Annotated in this window: 16 protein-coding genes; 8 read left to right on the forward strand and 8 right to left on the reverse strand. The window is 62.5% G+C overall.

Annotation, left to right across the window (positions count from 1 at the left end):
* Positions 1–4: 4 nt before the first annotated feature.
* The 8 genes from AC1DRN_RS15320 (at position 5) to AC1DRN_RS15355 (ending at position 11640) form a co-directional block, all read left to right on the forward strand.
* Positions 5–949, forward strand: a complete 945-nt coding sequence (locus tag AC1DRN_RS15320; RefSeq protein ID WP_457266137.1) for a DUF58 domain-containing protein — start codon at positions 5–7, stop codon at positions 947–949.
* A complete protein-coding gene (locus AC1DRN_RS15325) occupies positions 946–1440 on the forward strand; it encodes a DUF4381 domain-containing protein (protein ID WP_223462909.1) in 495 nt (164 codons plus the stop codon). The genes AC1DRN_RS15320 and AC1DRN_RS15325 overlap by 4 nt, the downstream gene beginning before the upstream one ends.
* Complete coding sequence (locus tag AC1DRN_RS15330; RefSeq protein WP_457266136.1) at positions 1433–2515, forward strand: vWA domain-containing protein; 1083 nt, start codon at positions 1433–1435, stop codon at positions 2513–2515. Before AC1DRN_RS15325 ends, AC1DRN_RS15330 begins: the two co-directional genes overlap by 8 nt.
* On the forward strand, positions 2512–4239 hold the full coding sequence (locus AC1DRN_RS15335) for a VWA domain-containing protein (protein ID WP_223463793.1): 1728 nt from the start codon (positions 2512–2514) through the stop codon (positions 4237–4239). Before AC1DRN_RS15330 ends, AC1DRN_RS15335 begins: the two co-directional genes overlap by 4 nt.
* Positions 4236–5885, forward strand: a complete 1650-nt coding sequence (locus tag AC1DRN_RS15340; protein WP_223463794.1) for a BatD family protein — start codon at positions 4236–4238, stop codon at positions 5883–5885. Before AC1DRN_RS15335 ends, AC1DRN_RS15340 begins: the two co-directional genes overlap by 4 nt.
* A 279-nt stretch (positions 5886–6164) precedes the next feature.
* On the forward strand, positions 6165–7409 hold the full coding sequence (locus tag AC1DRN_RS15345; protein WP_223463795.1) for an exonuclease SbcCD subunit D C-terminal domain-containing protein: 1245 nt from the start codon (positions 6165–6167) through the stop codon (positions 7407–7409).
* Positions 7406–11047 (forward strand): AAA family ATPase, encoded by a 3642-nt coding sequence (locus AC1DRN_RS15350; RefSeq protein WP_223463796.1) that lies wholly within the window; start codon positions 7406–7408, stop codon positions 11045–11047. Before AC1DRN_RS15345 ends, AC1DRN_RS15350 begins: the two co-directional genes overlap by 4 nt.
* Positions 11044–11640 carry a glutathione S-transferase gene (locus AC1DRN_RS15355; RefSeq protein WP_223463797.1) on the forward strand — a complete coding sequence of 199 codons (597 nt, stop codon included), beginning with the start codon at positions 11044–11046 and terminating at the stop codon, positions 11638–11640. Before AC1DRN_RS15350 ends, AC1DRN_RS15355 begins: the two co-directional genes overlap by 4 nt.
* 244 nt (positions 11641–11884) lie before the next feature.
* Here the strand turns inward: AC1DRN_RS15355 and AC1DRN_RS15360 are convergent, their stop codons facing one another.
* The 8 genes from AC1DRN_RS15360 to araD1 all read right to left on the reverse strand — a co-directional run bounded on the left by AC1DRN_RS15360 (position 11885) and on the right by araD1 (position 17364).
* Positions 11885–12142 carry a hypothetical protein gene (locus tag AC1DRN_RS15360; RefSeq protein ID WP_223463798.1) on the reverse strand — a complete coding sequence of 86 codons (258 nt, stop codon included), beginning with the start codon at positions 12140–12142 and terminating at the stop codon, positions 11885–11887.
* A complete protein-coding gene (locus AC1DRN_RS15365) occupies positions 12139–12351 on the reverse strand; it encodes a hypothetical protein (protein WP_223463799.1) in 213 nt (70 codons plus the stop codon). The genes AC1DRN_RS15360 and AC1DRN_RS15365 overlap by 4 nt, the downstream gene beginning before the upstream one ends.
* A 115-nt stretch (positions 12352–12466) precedes the next feature.
* The gene (locus AC1DRN_RS15370) at positions 12467–12592 is read right to left on the reverse strand and encodes a hypothetical protein (RefSeq protein WP_263289964.1); all 126 of its coding nucleotides are present in this window, start codon (positions 12590–12592) and stop codon (positions 12467–12469) included.
* A 217-nt stretch (positions 12593–12809) separates the two neighbouring features.
* Complete coding sequence (locus AC1DRN_RS15375; protein WP_007979950.1) at positions 12810–12989, reverse strand: hypothetical protein; 180 nt, start codon at positions 12987–12989, stop codon at positions 12810–12812.
* A 156-nt stretch (positions 12990–13145) separates the two neighbouring features.
* Complete coding sequence (locus AC1DRN_RS15380; RefSeq protein WP_223463800.1) at positions 13146–14315, reverse strand: lactonase family protein; 1170 nt, start codon at positions 14313–14315, stop codon at positions 13146–13148.
* The gene (locus AC1DRN_RS15385) at positions 14308–14646 is read right to left on the reverse strand and encodes a DUF5629 family protein (protein ID WP_223463801.1); all 339 of its coding nucleotides are present in this window, start codon (positions 14644–14646) and stop codon (positions 14308–14310) included. The genes AC1DRN_RS15380 and AC1DRN_RS15385 overlap by 8 nt, the downstream gene beginning before the upstream one ends.
* Positions 14647–14780: 134 nt before the next feature.
* Positions 14781–16361 (reverse strand): aldehyde dehydrogenase (NADP(+)), encoded by a 1581-nt coding sequence (locus AC1DRN_RS15390; protein ID WP_223463802.1) that lies wholly within the window; start codon positions 16359–16361, stop codon positions 14781–14783.
* A gap of 10 nt (positions 16362–16371) precedes the next feature.
* Positions 16372–17364 carry an AraD1 family protein gene (gene araD1 / locus AC1DRN_RS15395; protein WP_223463803.1) on the reverse strand — a complete coding sequence of 331 codons (993 nt, stop codon included), beginning with the start codon at positions 17362–17364 and terminating at the stop codon, positions 16372–16374.
* Positions 17365–17416: the final 52 nt, after the last annotated feature.

The following is a 17416-nucleotide window of genomic DNA, read 5'->3' on the forward strand; positions in this document are numbered from 1 at the left end:
CCCGATGAAAGCCAGCCTGCCGCCCGAACCGGGCATCCGTGTCAGCCTCGCCGACCTGATCGAGATGCGCCATCGCGTGCGCGAAGTGCAGCTGTTTTCCACGCCGAGCCAACGCAGCCCGCTGATCGGCCTGCACCATTCCAAATTGCGCGGCCGTGGCGTCGACTTCGATCAGGTACGGGTCTATCAGGCCGGCGACGATGTGCGCACCATTGACTGGCGCGTGACCGCACGCACCCAGGAGCCTCACACCAAGCTGTTCCACGAAGAACGTGAGCGGCCGATTTTCATCATGGTCGAACAAAGCCGCCGGCTGTTTTTTGGCTCGGACCTGATGTTCAAATCAGTGCTCGCCGCACAGGCCGCGAGCCTGATCGGTTGGGCAGCCCTGGGGCATAACGACCGGGTCGGCGGGCTGGTGTATGGCGACAATCAGCACTACGAAATCAAGCCTCGGCGCAGCAAGCAAAGCCTGCTGCAGCTGCTCAATCGGCTGGTGCGGGTCAATCAGTCGCTCAACAGCGAAAGCGAACCGGACCGTGATGCCTTTGGTATCGCCCTGCGCCGCGCCCGGGAAGTGTCCCGCCCGGGCAGCCTTGTGATTGTGATTTGCGATGAACGCGCGCTTTCGGAAAGCGCCGAGCAACAGCTGAGCCTGTTATCACGTCATTGCGACCTGTTGTTGCTCCCGGTGTCCGATCCGCTGGATCATGCCCTGCCCGCCGCGGGACTTTTACGTTTCGCCGAGCGTGGAGCGCAACTGGAACTCGATACGCTGAATTTCGACCTGCGCCAGACTTACCGGGCTCAGGCCGAAGCACGCATCGCTCGCTGGGAGCTGCTCGCGCAGAAACTACGGGTACTGATGATGCCTTTGAGCACTCAGAGCGAGATGGTCGAACAACTGCGCGAATACCTGAACCCACAGAAACCGGGGAAAGGTCGATGAGCAGCCTTGATCAACTGCAACCCCTGATATCCCCGCCACCGGTGGAATTCTGGCCTCCGGCACCGGGTTGGTGGTTGCTGCTTTTATTGGTGCCACTGATCGGTTTGGGCCTGTGGAAGCTGCGTCGCCTTATTCTGGACAAGCGCCCAGTGGTACGTGCTGAACAGCCGCTTGACCCGGTGCGTCTTGCCGCCCTGGCGGAGCTGGCCTTGATGCCCAAACCCTACGACGGTGCGCCAGCCGGTGCCTGGCTGCAGCAACTCAACGGCTTGCTCAAACGCCTGTGCCGCAACCATTACCCCTACAGCCAGAGCCATACCCTCAACGGCCGCAAATGGCTGGCGTTCCTCGACAACCGCTGCCCGGCGGCCGGGCTGACTCGCTGGATGGTGCTTGTGGAGGGCGCCTACAAACCCGAATGCAAGCTCGACGACAAGGCGATCGCCGGCCTGACCCAGGCCGTCGACACATGGATTCGCAAGCATGTTTGAATTTGCCTGGCCGTGGATTTTTGCCCTTCTGCCGCTGCCGTGGCTGATGCGCATCGTATTGCCGGTGGCCGACAGTGGCGAACCGGCACTCAAGGTCAGCTTCCTGAGCGATCTCGAAGGCCTCGCCGGGCGTCGCGCCCGGGCCAACCTGCCGGCATGGCGCCAACAGACGCCGTTCATTTTGCTGTGGCTGTTACTGCTGGTCGCGGCGGCGCGCCCGCAGTGGCTCGGCGAACCCTTGCCGATCGCCGCCAGCGGCCGCGATCTGCTGGTGGCGGTGGACGTTTCCGGCTCCATGGATTTCCCTGACATGCAGTGGCAGGACGAAGATGTGAGTCGACTGTCGTTGGTCCAGCACCTGCTCGGCGACTTCCTCGAAAGTCGCGAAGGTGACCGCGTCGGCCTGATCCTGTTTGGCAGCCGGGCCTACCTGCAGGCACCGCTGACCTTCGACCGCCACACCGTACGCGTCTGGCTCGACGAAGCGCGCATCGGCATTGCCGGCAAAAACACCGCCATCGGCGATGCAATCGGTCTGGCCCTCAAACGCCTGCGTTTGCGTCCTGCAACAAGCCGCGTGCTGATACTGGTCACCGACGGCGCCAACAATGGCGGTGAAATCGATCCGCTCACCGCCGCCCGACTGGCGGCCCAGGAAGGTGTGAAAATCTACCCGATCGGCATCGGTGCCGATCCGGAACAAAGTGGCTCCGTGGGGTTCCTCGGTGTCAATCCGAGCCTGGACCTCGACGAGCCGTCCCTGAAAGCCATCGCCGAAGCCACCGACGGCCAGTATTTCCGCGCCCACGATGGCAAGGAACTGCAATCGATCAAGGACACCCTTGACCAACTGGAGCCCGTGGCCCAACAACCCACCCAGGCCCGCCCGACTCAAGCGTTGTATCACTGGCCGCTCGCCTTGGCGCTGTGCTTGAGCATACTGCTGGTGGTTCCCGTACTCTGGCCGGACAACCCGTTGCAACGCCTGTTTACCAAGGATCTGTATTTGCAAACGCAATTGCTGCCCGACTGGCGCCAGCGTCTTAAACGCCTGCGTCTGCGGAGGCGCCGATGAGTGCGCTGTGGCCCTACTGGTTCCGGCCCTGGTGGCTACTATTGCTGCCGGTGCTTGGCTGGTTGCTCTGGCAACTCTGGCACCGCAAGAAGCGCGCCGGGCGCTGGCAGATGATCCTGCCGCCGGCCTTTCACTCGGCACTGCTCAGCGGCGGCAGTGGTCGCGACAGTAAACTGCCCTGGGTCGCGCTCGGCGTGGCGTGGCTGTTGACCGTGCTCGCGCTGTTGGGTCCGGGTTGGGAACGCGTCGAGCAAACCAGCCAGAAACCCGCGGACCCGTTGGTGGTGGTTCTTGAACTGACCCCGGAAATGCTCGCCACCGACGTCACGCCCAATCGGCTGGAACAGGCCCGGCGCAAGCTGTACGACCTGCTGCAGATCCGCAGCGACGCGCAAACCGCCATTGTCGTCTACGCCGGCAGTGCCCACACGCTGGTACCGCTGTCAGATGATCTTTCCACCAGCCGCAACCTGTTGGATGCGCTGAAGCCGTCGTTGATGCCAGAGCCCGGTCATCGCGCCGATCTGGCGGTACTCAAGGCCCTGGCGCTGCTCGAACAGGCTGCTTTGGGCGACGGTCGGATCCTGCTGATGGGTTCGTCCCTGACCGAACCAGAGCGGCTGGGCATCCGTCGCGCGCTGAACGGCAAATCGACTCAATTCCTGATGCTCGGCATCGGCACCGCCGAAGGCTCGCCCATCACCCAGGAGGACGGCAGTTTCCTCAAGGATGAACAAGGCGCAATTCTCGTGCCGCGCCTCGACGAGCCCGGCCTGAAAGGCTTTGCCAACGACCTGGATGGACGCTTTCGCCAGGCGCGCCTGGACGATAGCGACCTGCACGCCCTTGGCCTGCTCGACGGTCCACGCAATTTGCGCAACGACGGTCAGACCTTGCGCCTCGACACCTGGGCCGACCAGGGTTACTGGCTGCTGCTGCCACTGCTGCTGCTCGCGGCCTGCGCAGGACGTCGTGGTTGGTTGCTGTGTCTGCCGCTGCTATTGGCGCTACCGCAACCCGGCTATGCCTTCGACCTCGCAGACCTGTGGCTGCGTCCTGATCAACAAGGCGTGCAATTACTCAAACACAAGCGTCCGGCCGAGGCCGCCCGGCGCTTCGAAGACCATCAGTGGCAAGGCGTGGCGCTCTATGAAGCCGCAGACTACGCCGGCGCCGCCGAGCGGTTTGCCGAGGGCAACGATGCCCATGCCCACTACAATCGGGGCAACGCCCTGGCCAAAAGTGGTGAGCTGGAGGCCGCCCTGGACGCTTACGAACAGGCACTGGAACGTCAACCTGATTTGCGTCCGGCACTGACCAACAAGGCGCTGGTGGAACGTCTGCTCAAGGAGAAAAACACTCCCCCCCCTCCTGAGCCAGACGCAGCCAGCAACGCCCGGCCCGAAGCCGAATCGCAGGAACCACCGCCCGGTGCTGCTGCCCAACCCTCGAGCAGCGACGATGGGCAACCGCCCAGCCCGGGTGAGCAACAACCGCCCACCACACCGCCGAAACCGGGAACCAACGAAGTACCAGGCAGCGAACTGGGTGACGAACAACACACCACACCACCCTTGCGCCCGGCCACCGGCGGCATCGAAGGTGAACAGCGCCAGGCACTGGAGCAGTGGCTGCGGCAGATTCCGGATGACCCTGGTGAACTGCTCAGGCGCAAATTCTGGTACGAACAGCAACAACATCAGGATCAGGAAGAAACTCGATGACCCGCTTCACCGTTTTATTGCTCGCGCTGCTGCATGGCCTGTTGTTCTGCGCGGTTCAGGCACAGGCAGCAGAGCTGGTCGCCAGTGTGGACCGCAGTCGCCTGAGCTCAGGCGAGACGGTCGAGCTGACCCTGGAATCCACCGATGTCACTCAGTTCGGCAAACCCGACCTGGCACCGCTGGAGCCGTTGTTCGAAGTGCGCGGCACACGCCAGGTCAACCAGTTGAACACCTTAAGCGGCGAAAACCAGGCCGCCACGCGGTGGATCGTCACCCTCCTGCCCCGGCAAAACGGCAGCGTGGTGATTCCGCCACTGCAACTGGGCGAACTGCAGAGCCAGCCGATCACCCTGCAAGTGGTCGAGAGCGAAACACCGGACAACTCGAACAAACGGGCCCCGGTGTTCATCGATGCCAGCCTCGATCAAACCAGTGTGTACGTTCAGGCTCAGGCGGTCCTGACCCTGCGTATCTACCATTCGGTGTCGCTGTACGACGACAGCAGCCTGCCCCCCTTGCAGATACCAGATGCGCGCATCGAACAATTGGGCGACTCACGCACCTACGAAAAAGACATCGATGGTCAGCGCCACGGCGTGATCGAAATGCGCTATGCGATCTACCCGCAACACAGTGGCGAACTGATCATTCCGGCGCAGATCTTCAACGCCGCGCTGGTCGATGCGCAACCGACCCAGGACGCCGCCCAAGGGCCGAAATCCGGCAAGCTGATGCCCGTCACCTCGACCGAACTACTGTTGACGGTCAAGGCCAAACCCATCACCTATCCGGCCGACGCACCCTGGCTGCCTGCGCGCAGCCTGAGCCTGAGCGAAAGCTGGAACCCGGAGCCGGACCACACCCAGGTCGGCGATTCACTGACCCGCAGCCTGACAGTGACGGCCGAAGGCTTGTCCAGCACCCAACTGCCACCACTGCCCGGCACCGATGTCGGCGGCCTGCGCCGCTATCCGGATCAACCGGTGCTCGGCAACCAGAACAGCGAACGCGGCCTGGTCGGCAGTCGTGAAGACCGCGAGGCCCTGGTGCCGACACGGACCGGCGCCATCGAGCTGCCCACCGTCGACCTGGTCTGGTGGAACACCTTTGAAGACCATCTGGAACACAGCAGCCTGCCGGCTCGCACGCTGCACGTGGCGGCCAATCCGAGCCTGGTGGTGGACACCCCGTCCGGCGCCTCACCGATCGATGCCAGCGCCGACAGCGAAGCGCTCTGGCGCTGGAAGCTCAGCACCTTGATCCTGGCCTGCACCACCCTGCTCGGCTTCGGCCTCTGGTGGCGTGGCCGCTGGCAACCGGCGGTGGCGCGTGTCGCGCAAACCGGCCCGAGCCCACGCACCGTACTCGACGACCTCAAGCGCGCCTGCCAGGCCAACGACTCCCACGCCACCCGCCAGGCCCTCGACGCCTGGGCCCGGCAACAACCGGAAACCCTGGCCGACATGGCCGCCCGCTTCGTGCCACTGTCCGACGCCCTCGACGGCCTGAACGGCGCGCTGTACAGCGAAACCGGCCAGTACTGGCAAGGTGAGGAGTTGTGGCGGGCGATCAAGGCAATCCCGATGGCCGAACGGGTGCAGGATCCGGTTGGTGAGAGTGGGTTGCCGCCGCTTTATCCCAAGTAAACACCGACCCTTGTGGCGAGGGGGCTTGCCTGTGGCGAGGGAGCTTGCTCCCGCTCGACTGCGCAGCAGTCGCATCCCGGTCGACTCGGACCTTTGGGTGTACTTCATCGCCGGGTAATGGGGCTGTTTCGCAGCCCAGCGGGAGCAAGCTCCCTCGCCACAGGTGTACGGTTCGAAGACATCCATGCAGCGACCAGACTTTTTTACCAGTAAACTCTCCCCCCTTTCGCCGCCTTCATTTTTCCCGCGGCCATTACCTATTTTGTAGCGGAGTCCGCCTTGCGCTTGTTTCACACCTCCGACTGGCACCTCGGGCAGAACCTGCACGGCCAGGATCGCGATTTCGAACACGGCTGTTTTCTCGAATGGCTGTTGCGCCAGCTGAAACTGGATCAACCGGATGTGCTGTTGATCGCTGGCGATATCTTCGACACGGTCAATCCGCCGGTCAAAGCCCAGGAGCGCCTCTACGACTTCATCGTCAGCGCCCACGAACAGCAGCCGTTGCTGACCATCGTGATGATTGCCGGCAACCACGATTCCGGCTCGCGGATCGAACTGCCCGCACCGTTGATGCGCCGCTTGCGCACTCATGCGCTCGGCCGCGTGCTGTGGCTGGATGACGGGCAACTGGACGCCGAGCGCCTGTTGCTGCCCTTGCCGGATGCCAGTGGTGAAGTCGCCGGCTGGTGCCTGGCGCTGCCATTCCTGCGCCCGGCGGAAGTCACCGGCGCGCATTTGGGCGACAACTATTTGCGCGGGATCGGTCAGGTGCATGAGTGGCTGATCGAAGCGGCCAACGCCAAGCGCCAGCCGGGCCAGGCACTGATCGCCATCAGCCACGCACACATGGCCGGCGGCTCGGTGTCGGAAGACTCCGAGCGCAGCCTGATCATCGGCAATGCCGAGGCCCTGCCCGCCAGCCTGTTCGGGTCGAGCATCAGCTATGTCGCTCTCGGCCACTTGCACAAGCCGCAGAAGGTCAACGGCGAGGAGCGCATCCGCTACAGCGGCTCGCCGATCCCCCTGTCGTTCTCCGAGATCAGCTATCAGCACCAAATTCTCGACATCAATCTCGACGGCGAAACCCTGCTCAGCGTCGAGCCGAAGCTGATCCCCCGCGCGGTCAACCTGCAACGTATCGGCCCGGCGCCATTGAGCGAGATCCTGCTGCAACTGGCGGACCTGCCGAACATCGACCTGTTGGCCGAGATCCAGCGCCAGCCATGGCTGGAGGTGCGGGTGCGCCTCGATGAACCGCAGCCCGACCTGCGCAATCAAGTGGAAACCGCCCTGCAAGGCAAGGCCGTGCGCCTGGTGCGCATCGCCGCCGAATACGCCGGTAACGGTGGCCGTGACGGTGCCAACGAAAACAGCACGCTGATCGAACTGGACCAGCTCACGCCTCAGGAACTGTTCAGCCGCGCCTGGCAGGACAACTATGGCAGCGAGGTCGACGAACAGACCCTCAAGGACTTTGCCGAGCTGTTGCAGGACGTACAGATGGAGAGCGAACAACCATGAAAATCCTCGCGATCCGCCTGAAAAACCTCGCCTCCCTGGCCGGGCCATTTGAAATCGACTTCACCGCCGAACCCTTGGCCAGTGCCGGACTGTTCGCCATCACCGGCCCCACCGGCGCCGGCAAAAGCACCCTGCTCGACGCCCTGTGCCTGGCGCTGTTTGGCGCCGTGCCGCGCCTGAACAACACCGGCCGTGACGCCAAGGTGCCGGACGCCGATGGCGAAATCGCGACCGGCGACCCGCGCACCCTGCTGCGTCGCGGCACGGGTGAAGGCTATGCGGAAGTGGATTTCGTCGGTGTCGACGGCCGCCGCTACCGCGCCCGTTGGGAAGCCAATCGCGCCCGGGACAAGGCCGCCGGCAAGCTGCAGGCCAGCCGCCAGAGCTTGCGTGACATCGATCAGGATCAATTGCTCGCCAGCCAGAAAGGCGAATACAAGACTCAGCTCGAAGCTGCGCTGGGGCTGAATTTCGAACAGTTCACCCGCGCGGTGATGTTGGCGCAAAGCGAGTTCAGTGCGTTCCTCAAGGCCGATGACAACGACCGCAGCGAACTGCTGGAAAAACTCACCGACACGGCACTCTACACCCGCCTCGGTCGTCGGGCCTTCGACAAGACCAAAGAGGCTCGCGAGGCGCACAAGCTGCTGCAGGATCAGGCCAGCGGTGTGACGCCGCTGTCGCCCGAAGCCCGCGCAGAACTGGATGAGCGCTTCAACCAGGCGCAACAACAACTCAAGACCCAACAGGCACAGCTCAAACAGCTTGAACTGCAGGACACCTGGCTCAAGGACCTGCGTCGATTGCAGGACGAACATCTGGCCGCCAGCGAACAACTGCAATCGGCACAGACCCACTGGGAGGCCCTGGCCAGTGAGCGCTTGAGGCTCACCCGCCTCGAACAGCTGGCCCCGCAACGGCACCAGTTCGCCCGTAAAGCCGAGGTCGAGGGGCTGCTGACACCCTTGGCGGCGCAAATTGCCTTGCACACGCAGCAGCACGGCGAACTCGGCGAGCGTCAGACGCAGCTCGAGCAACAGCTTAGCGCCGCCCGGATCGCGTTGAACGAAGCGCAACAACGGCAAACCGCCAGCGCGCCGCTACTGCGCCAGGCCTTCGAAGCGCAAAGCACCCTCGCCCGCCTCGCCAAGGACACCGCCCTCAGTGCCGAGGCAAAGCAAAATGCCGAGCAGGCCTGCGGCCAGGGCCAGAGCACGATTCAGACCTTGCTCGATCAGCAAACCCGGGGCGCCGGGGACTTGCAGCGCATCGCCACCGAGCTGGAGCAAAGCACGCATCTGGCTCCGCTGAGCGATGCCTGGAATGCCTACCGTGATCGCCTGCAACAGTTGGTGCTGATCGGCAACCGGTTGAATCAGGGTCAGGCCGAACTGGCCAGCCTCGAACAAAACGCCACGAGCACCGAACAAACGCACAGCGCACAGAAGCAGCAACTGGAGGTGCTGTTCAAGGAGGCCGGCGCCGAACCGGATGCCGTCGCCGAGCAGATCGGTATTCTGGGCAGCCTGTTGCAGGACAACCGCAAGCAACTGCGCGCCGTCGAAGACCTTGCGCGCCTATGGGCCAGCCAGCAGGACCTGGACAAGCGCGGCGCCGAGCTGCAACAACGCCAGCTCACCGCGCAGCAGGAACGTGAACGCCTGACCCAGGATGGGGTCAAGGCCAAGGCTGATTTGAGCGTTGCCGAACAGACCCTCAACGTCACCCGCGAACTGCTGGAGCGCCAGCGTCTGGCGCGCAGTGCCAGTGTCGAAGAGCTGCGCGCGCAGTTGCAGGACGACCAGCCATGCCCGGTCTGCGGCAGCAACGAGCATCCCTATCATCAGCCCGAAGCCCTGTTGCAAAGCCTCGGCCGTTTTGATGAAAGCGAACAGGCCAACGCGCAGAAGGCCGTTGACCTGCTCAAGGAAAAACTCACCGACTTGCGCGCCGAAGTCGGCGGGCTGATCGCCCAGCAAAAGGAACTGCTGCAACAGCAAGAGCAACTGGCGACTCAGCAGCAGGCCCTCGCCCCAAGCCTGGAAGCGCATCCGCTGGCTGCCCAACTGCTCAATCAGGATGCCGCCAAACGCGATGCCTGGCTCATTCAGCAAAACAGCCAGCTCAACCAGAGCATCAGCCAGGACGAGCAACGGCAGAGCGCGCTGCTCACCCTGCAACAGGATGCCGCACGCCTGACCCAGCAACTGCGCCATGCCGAAACCGCGCACCAGCAAGCGGCCCAGCACCTGAGCAATCAACAGCGCGAACTGGGCAACGACCGCCAGCGTCTGGACGAAGAACTCAGCGCATTCGCCCATCTGCTGCCAGCCGAGACCCTGCAAGCGCTGCGCGTCGAGCCGGCCGCGACCTTCATGCAGCTCGACCGGCAGATCGCCGAGCGCCTGGCGCAACTCGAGCAACAAAAGGAAGAACTGGCCGAGCAGCAACAGCGCCAGCAAAACCTGGAGAAGGAACAGGATCGCCAGCAAAGCCGCGTGCAGCAATTGCAGGCCGCCGAACAGCAGTTCAATGGACTGGCCGAGCAGCAACAGGCTTGCCAGCACACACTCGGGCAATTACTCGGTGAGCACAGCAGCGCCGAGCACTGGCAGCAGCAACTGGAACAGGCCGTGGAACAGGCGCGCAGCGCCGAAGCCAGCACCGCGCAGACGCTGCAAAGCGTCGTCACGCAATCAGTGCAACTCGCCGCCGAGCTCAAGGCCCAGCAGGAACGCCTGCACGCACTGGAAGGCGAAGAACGTGAGCTCGCCGGCAAAATCGGCGACTGGCGTGCCCGCCATCCCGAACTGGATGACGGCGGCCTCGAAGACCTGTTGCGCGTCGACGACACCCAGGTCAGCGAACTGCGCCACCGCTTGCAGCACAGCGAAAAAGCCATCGAACAGGCCAGCGTCCTGGTGCAGGAGCGCGACAAGCGCCTGCTCGATCACCAGACTCAACAGAACGGCAACCTCGATGCCGAGCAGTTGGCCAGTGCGCTGATCGACCTGCAAAACCTCGCCGTCACCAGCGAACAGCACTGCGCCGAACTGCGCGCCGAGCAGGCCGAGGACCAGCGCCGGCAGAACGTCAATCAGGCCCTGGCACAACAGATTGCCGACGCCTACAGCGAATACCAGCGCTGGGCGCGCCTGAATGCGTTGATCGGCTCCGCCACCGGCGACACCTTCCGCAAGATCGCCCAGGCCTACAACCTCGACCTGCTGGTGCACCACGCCAACGTGCAATTGCGCCAACTGGTGCGACGCTATCGCCTCAAGCGCGGCGGCAGCATGCTCGGGTTGCTGGTGATGGACACCGAAATGGGCGACGAACTGCGTTCGGTGCATTCACTGTCCGGTGGCGAGACCTTCCTGGTATCACTGGCGCTGGCCCTTGGCCTGGCATCGATGGCGTCGAGTACGCTGAAAATCGAATCGCTGTTCATCGACGAAGGCTTCGGCAGCCTCGATCCGGAATCCCTGCAACTGGCCATGGACGCCCTCGACGGCCTGCAAGCCCAGGGCCGCAAGGTCGCGGTGATTTCCCACGTGCAGGAAATGCATGAACGGATTCCGGTGCAGATTCAGGTCCAACGCCAGGGCAACGGCCTGAGCACCCTGGAGGTGAAATGAATATTCTGTATTCCTTCCGCCGCTGCCCGTACGCCATGCGCGCACGCATGGCCCTGCGTTATTCGGGTGTGGCCGTGGACATCGTCGAAGTCAGCCTGAAGGCCAAGCCCGCCGAAATGCTCGCGCTGTCGGGCAAAGGCACGGTGCCGGTGCTGAGCACCGATGGCCAGGTGATCGACGAAAGCCTCGACATCATGCACTGGGCCCTGGCGCAGAACGATCCGCAGGACTGGCTGCTCAAGGATGATCCTGTGGCAGCGGCGCAAATCGCCTCGCTGATCGAACAGAACGATCAGGTGTTCAAGGTGCACTTGAATCGCTACAAGTACGCCGAGCGTTATCCCGAGCAGCCGATGGAGGTTTATCGCGGCGAGGGCGAGGTATTTCTGCAAAGGCTGGAGGTATTGCTGGAAAGACGCGATTACTTGCTGGCCGATCATCCAAGCCTGGCCGACGTGGCGTTGATGCCCTTCGTGCGCCAGTTCGCCCATGTCGACCGCGACTGGTTCGCGCAGACGCCGTATCGGCGCTTGCAGGACTGGTTGCAGCGGTTTCTGGAGTCGGATTTGTTTACCGGAGTGATGCGCAAGTAAGCCGCCGCACACTGTGGTGAGGGGGCTTGCCCTAATGCCAGTCAGTTAAGGAGCAAAACCTGTGGGAGCGAGCTTGCTCCGGGCGGCGTTCCGACGATAGCGGACTGTCAGGTAACGCATGTGTTGACTGTGCGATCGTCATCGCGAGCAAGCTCGCTCCCACAGGGGGGCGGTGTTCGAAGCGTTAATTGATCGGCATTAGGGCAAGCCTCCTCGCCACAAAGCCTTTCATCGACAGTGGGCTTCAGGCCAACACCTCACACATCCCGAGCGCCGAGCAATCCACCTGGAACGGCCCGAAAACCACCCCTTCTGTCCTGATCGGCGGATTGCCGGTCAGCATGCCCTGGGCACTGGCGTTTTCGATGCTGCGGGCAATGTTGTGGTTGGCTTCGATGGCCCGTGCCACCGAGCCCGCCGAGCCCTGGCCGATCCCCAGCAGGGAGGATCCGTTGGTCATGAACGCCAGGAAGGCGATGACCCAGAGTCTGTGCCCTTTCATGCGCCGACGACTCCCGCGAGTTCAGCCTGATCAACGCCCGCGTTTTGCGCACGGTGTTCAAACTGGATGCCGGGATGAGCGACCTGGATCGGTGCTTCGAAGGTGGATTGCGACTGCGCCGAAAGGCTGACCAGCAGCACCATGGCAAGGTAAAGACCGATCGCCACATAGGCGCCGTATTTGGCAGAAGTGAGAATTGCGCTGGCCATGATGTTCTCCGCAGGCATGTTTCAATGCCCACAGAATCGATCAAAAAAGCTCGGGTAACCACTCAGGGTTATCCATAGTGACCATCAGCTTCATTGATCATTAAGCCAAACTATTTCAGTCTTCAATAAAACTCATCAAGCGCTCGCGGGCAGCATCCGGTTCACTCGGAACAGGGTCGACTGCCGACAGAATGGGGGTGGAATAGAGAAAAAGAAGAACCAATGCCAGACGCGTCACCATGCTGCCGATCCTTGCCGTGAGGAAGAGTCAAAAAATCAGCGTCAATTTAAACGCATGGCAATGTGATATCAAGCGCAACATTGATGTCAAAATGATACTGTCGCAAATGCGTTATGCAGGAGCGACATCACTCTGATCGTTTTCAACACCTGCGTTTCAACATCAGGGTCTTCGATCATCAGTGACTTCGCTCCTGCATAAAGGCAGGGTTGAACGCTCAGGCCTGGGTCTTGTGATCCAGCGCGGCGTAGAAGTTGGCGCTCTGTTGCAGATACTTTTGGGTGTAGCTCTGGGTGTGGGCTTTTTTGTCGCTGATTTCAACGTTGGCACTGGCTGGCAACGCAACGGTGGCAGAAATGGCGGAAGCGGCAATGACAGAGAAGATGTTGAAGTTCATGGCGGTATTCCTCGGATTCAGTTGGCTTGCTTGCCCGGTTGGGCCGTGAAGCAAACTTAACCCTCGAGGGTTCGTGCCTTGAAATGCTTTGTAGCAGTACCAGATATCAGCGTCATTGATAAAAGCAGGCAGGCCCCATCAACCGGGGCCTGCGGCTTATTGACGCAGCAGAAACCTGAGGTCGCTCGGAGCGTCCATCGGCAGTTTTTGCACGGTCTTGCCCAGCAGACCAGTCCTGGCATCGCGTTCGACGACGACAATCTGGTTGCTCTTCTGATTGGCGATCAACAGGAATTTGCCACTCGGATCGAGGCTGAATTCCCGCGGATGATCGCCCTCCACCGCCCGCCGTTGCAGCTCCTTGAGGTGGCCGGTGGCCGGATCGATGGCAAACACCAGCAGTTGATTGGCCGTGCCACGGTTGCTGACGTAGAGGAACTTGCCGTCAGCCGAGGCGTGCAACGCCGCCGCAGCCTTGTCCGAGACGGGTTGCCCGGCAGCCAGATCAACCATCTGCGTCTGTTCGAGTCGGCCGTCGTGGTAATCGAACACCGCCACTTGCGCGCTCATTTCCATGGTCAGCCAGGCGTGTTTGCCATCGGCGCTGAACAGCAGGTGGCGCGGCCCGCTGCCCGGCGGCAGCTGCACGAATGCCGGGGTGGCCGGGGTCAACGGCAGTTGCGGGTTGGCCTTGGGGTCGAAGCGGTAGGTAAACACCTTATCCGCCCCCAGATCATTGGCGAACACGTATTTACCGTCCGGCGACGGGATCGCAGAATGCACGTGGGCCGAGGCCTGGCGCTCGGGATTGACCCGGCTCGCCGGGTGGCTGCTCATCTGCACCACCGGTTTGAGCTTGCCATCGGCCGCCACCGGCAATGTCGCGAGGGTGCCGCCCGGGTCTTCGGCCACCGAGTAATTGCTGACGAACAAATGGCTGCCATCGGTGCTGAGACTGGAATGGGTCGGCTCGTTGCCCAGGCTTTGCACCTGGCTGATCAGGATCAGCGCATGGCTCTTGGGATCAATCGCGTAACTGCTGACGCGCCCGACCGGATCGGTCTGACCCGGGCCATTCTCGTTGACCACGAACAGGTGTCGCTGGTCCTTCGACAGGGTCAGCCACGACGGGTTTTCGCTCTTGATCACTTGCAGGGGGCTGGCATCGATCTGCCCGGTGCTGCTGTCGAACGCCAGGCGGTAGATGCCCTGACTTTGACCGGCGGTGTAGGAGCCCACCAGCAGCTGATAGTCATCGGCGGATGCGACCTGGACGCCCATGGCGCCGATGCTGCCAGCCATCAACAGAGGCCAGAGGTTACGCATCGCCTTGGTCGTCATCTTCGTTGTCACCGCTGACGACATCGCCCAGGCACACCAAACGGTGTTCACCCGAGTTACCGGTGATCAACCAGCTTTGCAGCGAGGTGTCGAAGGTCGCGGTCTGGATCTGCACCGGGGTGAACTCCCAGTGTTTGGCCGCACGGCCATCCATGCATTCAATGTGCAGGTTATCGAACTCGTCGAGGGCGAATTCGAAGGCATGCAGCCCGTCGATCTCCACCATTCCGCAGTGTTCGAGGGCATTGAGCAAGGTGTCGGTTGGGGAAGTCATGGCAATCAGTCTTTGAATGAGAAAAACGCAATGATAGCTCATGCACCGCATTCCCTGTGGGAGCGAGCTTGCTCCGGGCGGCGTTCCGACGATGGCGGAACATCAGTCAACACTTACATCGACTGGACTGCCGCTATCGCGAGCAAGCTCGCTCCCACAGGGATTGTGGTCAGCCGTTAAAGCGCCTCGCGCGATGGTTGCCCATCCACCAGACGCTGGATACGCAGCGGATTGCCGTTTTTCAGCGCATCCGGCAGCAAGCTGTCCGGGTAGTTCTGGAAGCACACCGGGCGCAGGAAGCGATCGATGGCCAGGGTGCCCACCGACGTACCGCGCGCATCGGATGTTGCCGGGTACGGTCCGCCATGCACCATCGAATCGCAGACTTCCACGCCCGTCGGATAGCCATTGAGCAGGATTCGTCCGACCTTCTGTTCCAGCAACGCCGTCAGCCCGGCGAACTGTTCGAAGTCTTCCGGCTCGCCAATGACGGTGGCGGTCAACTGACCGTGCAGGCCGTTCAAGGCGGCCGTCAGTTGCGCAGGATCGGCCACTTCAACCACCACCGTGGTCGGACCGAACACTTCCTCTTGCAACACTTCATCGCCGTCGAGCAGCAGGCTGACATTCGCCTTGAACAGCTGTGGCTGGGCCTGATTGCCCTGCTGCGGACTGCCGGCGAGGTGCTCGATGCCCGGATGAGCGAGCAATTTTTGCAAGCCCCGGCCATAGCTACTCAGGGTTCCGGCGTTGAGCATGGTTTGCGCCGGCTGATCCCCCATCAACCCGGCCACTTGCTGCACAAAGGCGCTGAACTGCGGCGAGCGAATGCCAATCACCAGTCCGGGATTGGTGCAGAACTGGCCGCAGCCCTGAACCACCGAAGCCGTCAGGTCTCGCGCGACGGTGTCGGCCCGCACCTGTAACGCCTCGGGCAACACGATCACCGGGTTGATGCTCGACATCTCGGCGAACACCGGAATCGGTTGCGCACGTGCCGCAGCCATATCGCACAAGGCTCGACCGCCCTTGAGCGAACCGGTGAAACCTACGGCCTGAATCGCCGGATGCTTGACCAGCGCTTCGCCGACGCCAGCGCCGTAGATCATGTTGAACACACCTGCCGGCATCCCGGTTTTCCCGGCGGCGCGAATGATCGCGTCGGCCACCTGCTCGGCCGTGGCCATGTGACCGCTGTGGGCCTTGAACACCACCGGGCAGCCGGCCGCCAATGCCGATGCCGTGTCGCCGCCAGCGGTAGAGAACGCCAACGGAAAGTTGCTGGCACCGAACACAGCCACCGGCCCAAGGCCGATACGGTATTGACGCAGATCCGGGCGCGGCAACGGTTGCCGCTCCGGCAATGCCCGGTCGATCCGGGCGCCATAGAAATCACCGCGACGCAAGACTTTGGCAAACAGGCGCATCTGCCCGCTGGTACGTCCACGTTCGCCTTGAATTCGGCCTGCAGGCAATGCGGTTTCGCGGCAGACCACGGCGACAAAATCATCACCGAGGGCATCCAGTTCATCGGCAATGGCCTCGAGAAACTGTGCCCGCCGCTCCGCACTCAAGCTGCGATAGGCCGGGTACGCGGAAGCCGCCGCGGTGGCCGCCGCATCGACTTCCTGCGGGGTCGCCTGATAAAAATCGTCGGGCAAGGCCTCACCGGTGGTGGCGTCGACACTCTGCAACTTGATGCTGCCGGCGGCGCTGCGTTGGCCGCCGATGTAGTTGTGACCAAGGATCCGGGTCATGGGTACCTCCTCAAAGTGTGCCGACGGTGCCGGGTTCGAAAGCCGCTGCGACCGGTGCGATGCCATTGATCAATGGCGCGCCGAACTCGGCCTGGGTGATCTCGAACACGTCGCCCGGTTGCGTGCGAATGCCGTCGGCGAAGGACAGGGTCGCGGTGCCAAAGAAGTGAATGTGCACATCCCCCGGACGCAGGAACTGGCTGTATTTGAAATGATGGAATTCGAGGTTGGCGAGGCTGTGGCACATGTTGGCCTCGCCGCTGAGAAACTCGTTCTGCCATAGCACTTCGCCGTCGCGCAGAATGCGGCTGGTGCCCGCCAGATGCTGCGGCAGTTCGCCGACCCGCAGTTCCGGGCCATAGCTGCAGCTGCGCAGTTTCGAGTGGGCCAGATACAGGTAGTTCTTGCGCTCCATGACGTGATCGGAGAACTCGTTGCCCACGGCAAAACCCAGGCGATACGGCTGGCCGTCGTGACCGATCACGTACAGGCCAGCGATCTCCGGCTCTTCACCGGCGTCCTCGGCAAACGGCGGCAGGGGAAACGGCTGCCCAGGCCTGACGACGATGCTGCCATCGCCTTTGTAGAACCATTCCGGTTGCACACCGGCTTCATCCGCCGCCGGTTTGCCGCCCTCCACGCCCCATTTGAAGATGCGCATGGTGTCGGTCATCGCCGATTCGTCGCCACTTTGCTGGTGCATCTTGTCCCGGGCCGACGCGCTGCCCAGATGGGTCAGGCCCGTGCCGCTGACCAGCAGGTGCGCCGGGTCCGGATGGTCCAGGGGCGGCAGAATGCGCCGTTGCGTCAGCAGTTCGGCGTAGTCGTGGCTGATGCCCAGCCCCAGACTTTGCACCTGTTGCTCAAGGCTTGCGCCCGCCTCGATCGCCGCCAATGCCAGATCGCGAACGGTGCGCGCGTCCTGCACTTCACGGACCAGGCCTGCCTCGACCACGCCGACACGGCGTTCGCCGTTACTCAATTCGAACTGAACCAAACGCATGAAATTTCTCCTATTCCTTCAAAAACACCGCAGATCCCTGTAGGAGTGAGCC

Source organism: Pseudomonas sp. P5_B3, from assembly GCF_056400405.1.

What these genes read in the sequence shown, in the direction of transcription:
- AC1DRN_RS15320 (WP_457266137.1), top strand. Translation starts at nt 5, where the DNA reads ATGAAAGCCAGCCTGCCGCCCGAACCGGGCATCCGTGTCAGCCTCGCC.
- AC1DRN_RS15325 (WP_223462909.1), top strand. Translation starts at nt 946, where the DNA reads ATGAGCAGCCTTGATCAACTGCAACCCCTGATATCCCCGCCACCGGTG.
- AC1DRN_RS15330 (WP_457266136.1), top strand. Translation starts at nt 1,433, where the DNA reads ATGTTTGAATTTGCCTGGCCGTGGATTTTTGCCCTTCTGCCGCTGCCG.
- AC1DRN_RS15335 (WP_223463793.1), top strand. Translation starts at nt 2,512, where the DNA reads ATGAGTGCGCTGTGGCCCTACTGGTTCCGGCCCTGGTGGCTACTATTG.
- AC1DRN_RS15340 (WP_223463794.1), top strand. Translation starts at nt 4,236, where the DNA reads ATGACCCGCTTCACCGTTTTATTGCTCGCGCTGCTGCATGGCCTGTTG.
- AC1DRN_RS15350 (WP_223463796.1), top strand. Translation starts at nt 7,406, where the DNA reads ATGAAAATCCTCGCGATCCGCCTGAAAAACCTCGCCTCCCTGGCCGGG.
- AC1DRN_RS15355 (WP_223463797.1), top strand. Translation starts at nt 11,044, where the DNA reads ATGAATATTCTGTATTCCTTCCGCCGCTGCCCGTACGCCATGCGCGCA.
- AC1DRN_RS15360 (WP_223463798.1), bottom strand. Translation starts at nt 12,142, where the DNA reads ATGAAAGGGCACAGACTCTGGGTCATCGCCTTCCTGGCGTTCATGACC.
- AC1DRN_RS15365 (WP_223463799.1), bottom strand. Translation starts at nt 12,351, where the DNA reads ATGGCCAGCGCAATTCTCACTTCTGCCAAATACGGCGCCTATGTGGCG.
- AC1DRN_RS15370 (WP_263289964.1), bottom strand. Translation starts at nt 12,592, where the DNA reads ATGGTGACGCGTCTGGCATTGGTTCTTCTTTTTCTCTATTCCACCCCC.
- AC1DRN_RS15375 (WP_007979950.1), bottom strand. Translation starts at nt 12,989, where the DNA reads ATGAACTTCAACATCTTCTCTGTCATTGCCGCTTCCGCCATTTCTGCC.
- AC1DRN_RS15380 (WP_223463800.1), bottom strand. Translation starts at nt 14,315, where the DNA reads ATGCGTAACCTCTGGCCTCTGTTGATGGCTGGCAGCATCGGCGCCATG.
- AC1DRN_RS15385 (WP_223463801.1), bottom strand. Translation starts at nt 14,646, where the DNA reads ATGAGCTATCATTGCGTTTTTCTCATTCAAAGACTGATTGCCATGACT.
- AC1DRN_RS15390 (WP_223463802.1), bottom strand. Translation starts at nt 16,361, where the DNA reads ATGACCCGGATCCTTGGTCACAACTACATCGGCGGCCAACGCAGCGCC.
- araD1 (WP_223463803.1), bottom strand. Translation starts at nt 17,364, where the DNA reads ATGCGTTTGGTTCAGTTCGAATTGAGTAACGGCGAACGCCGTGTCGGC.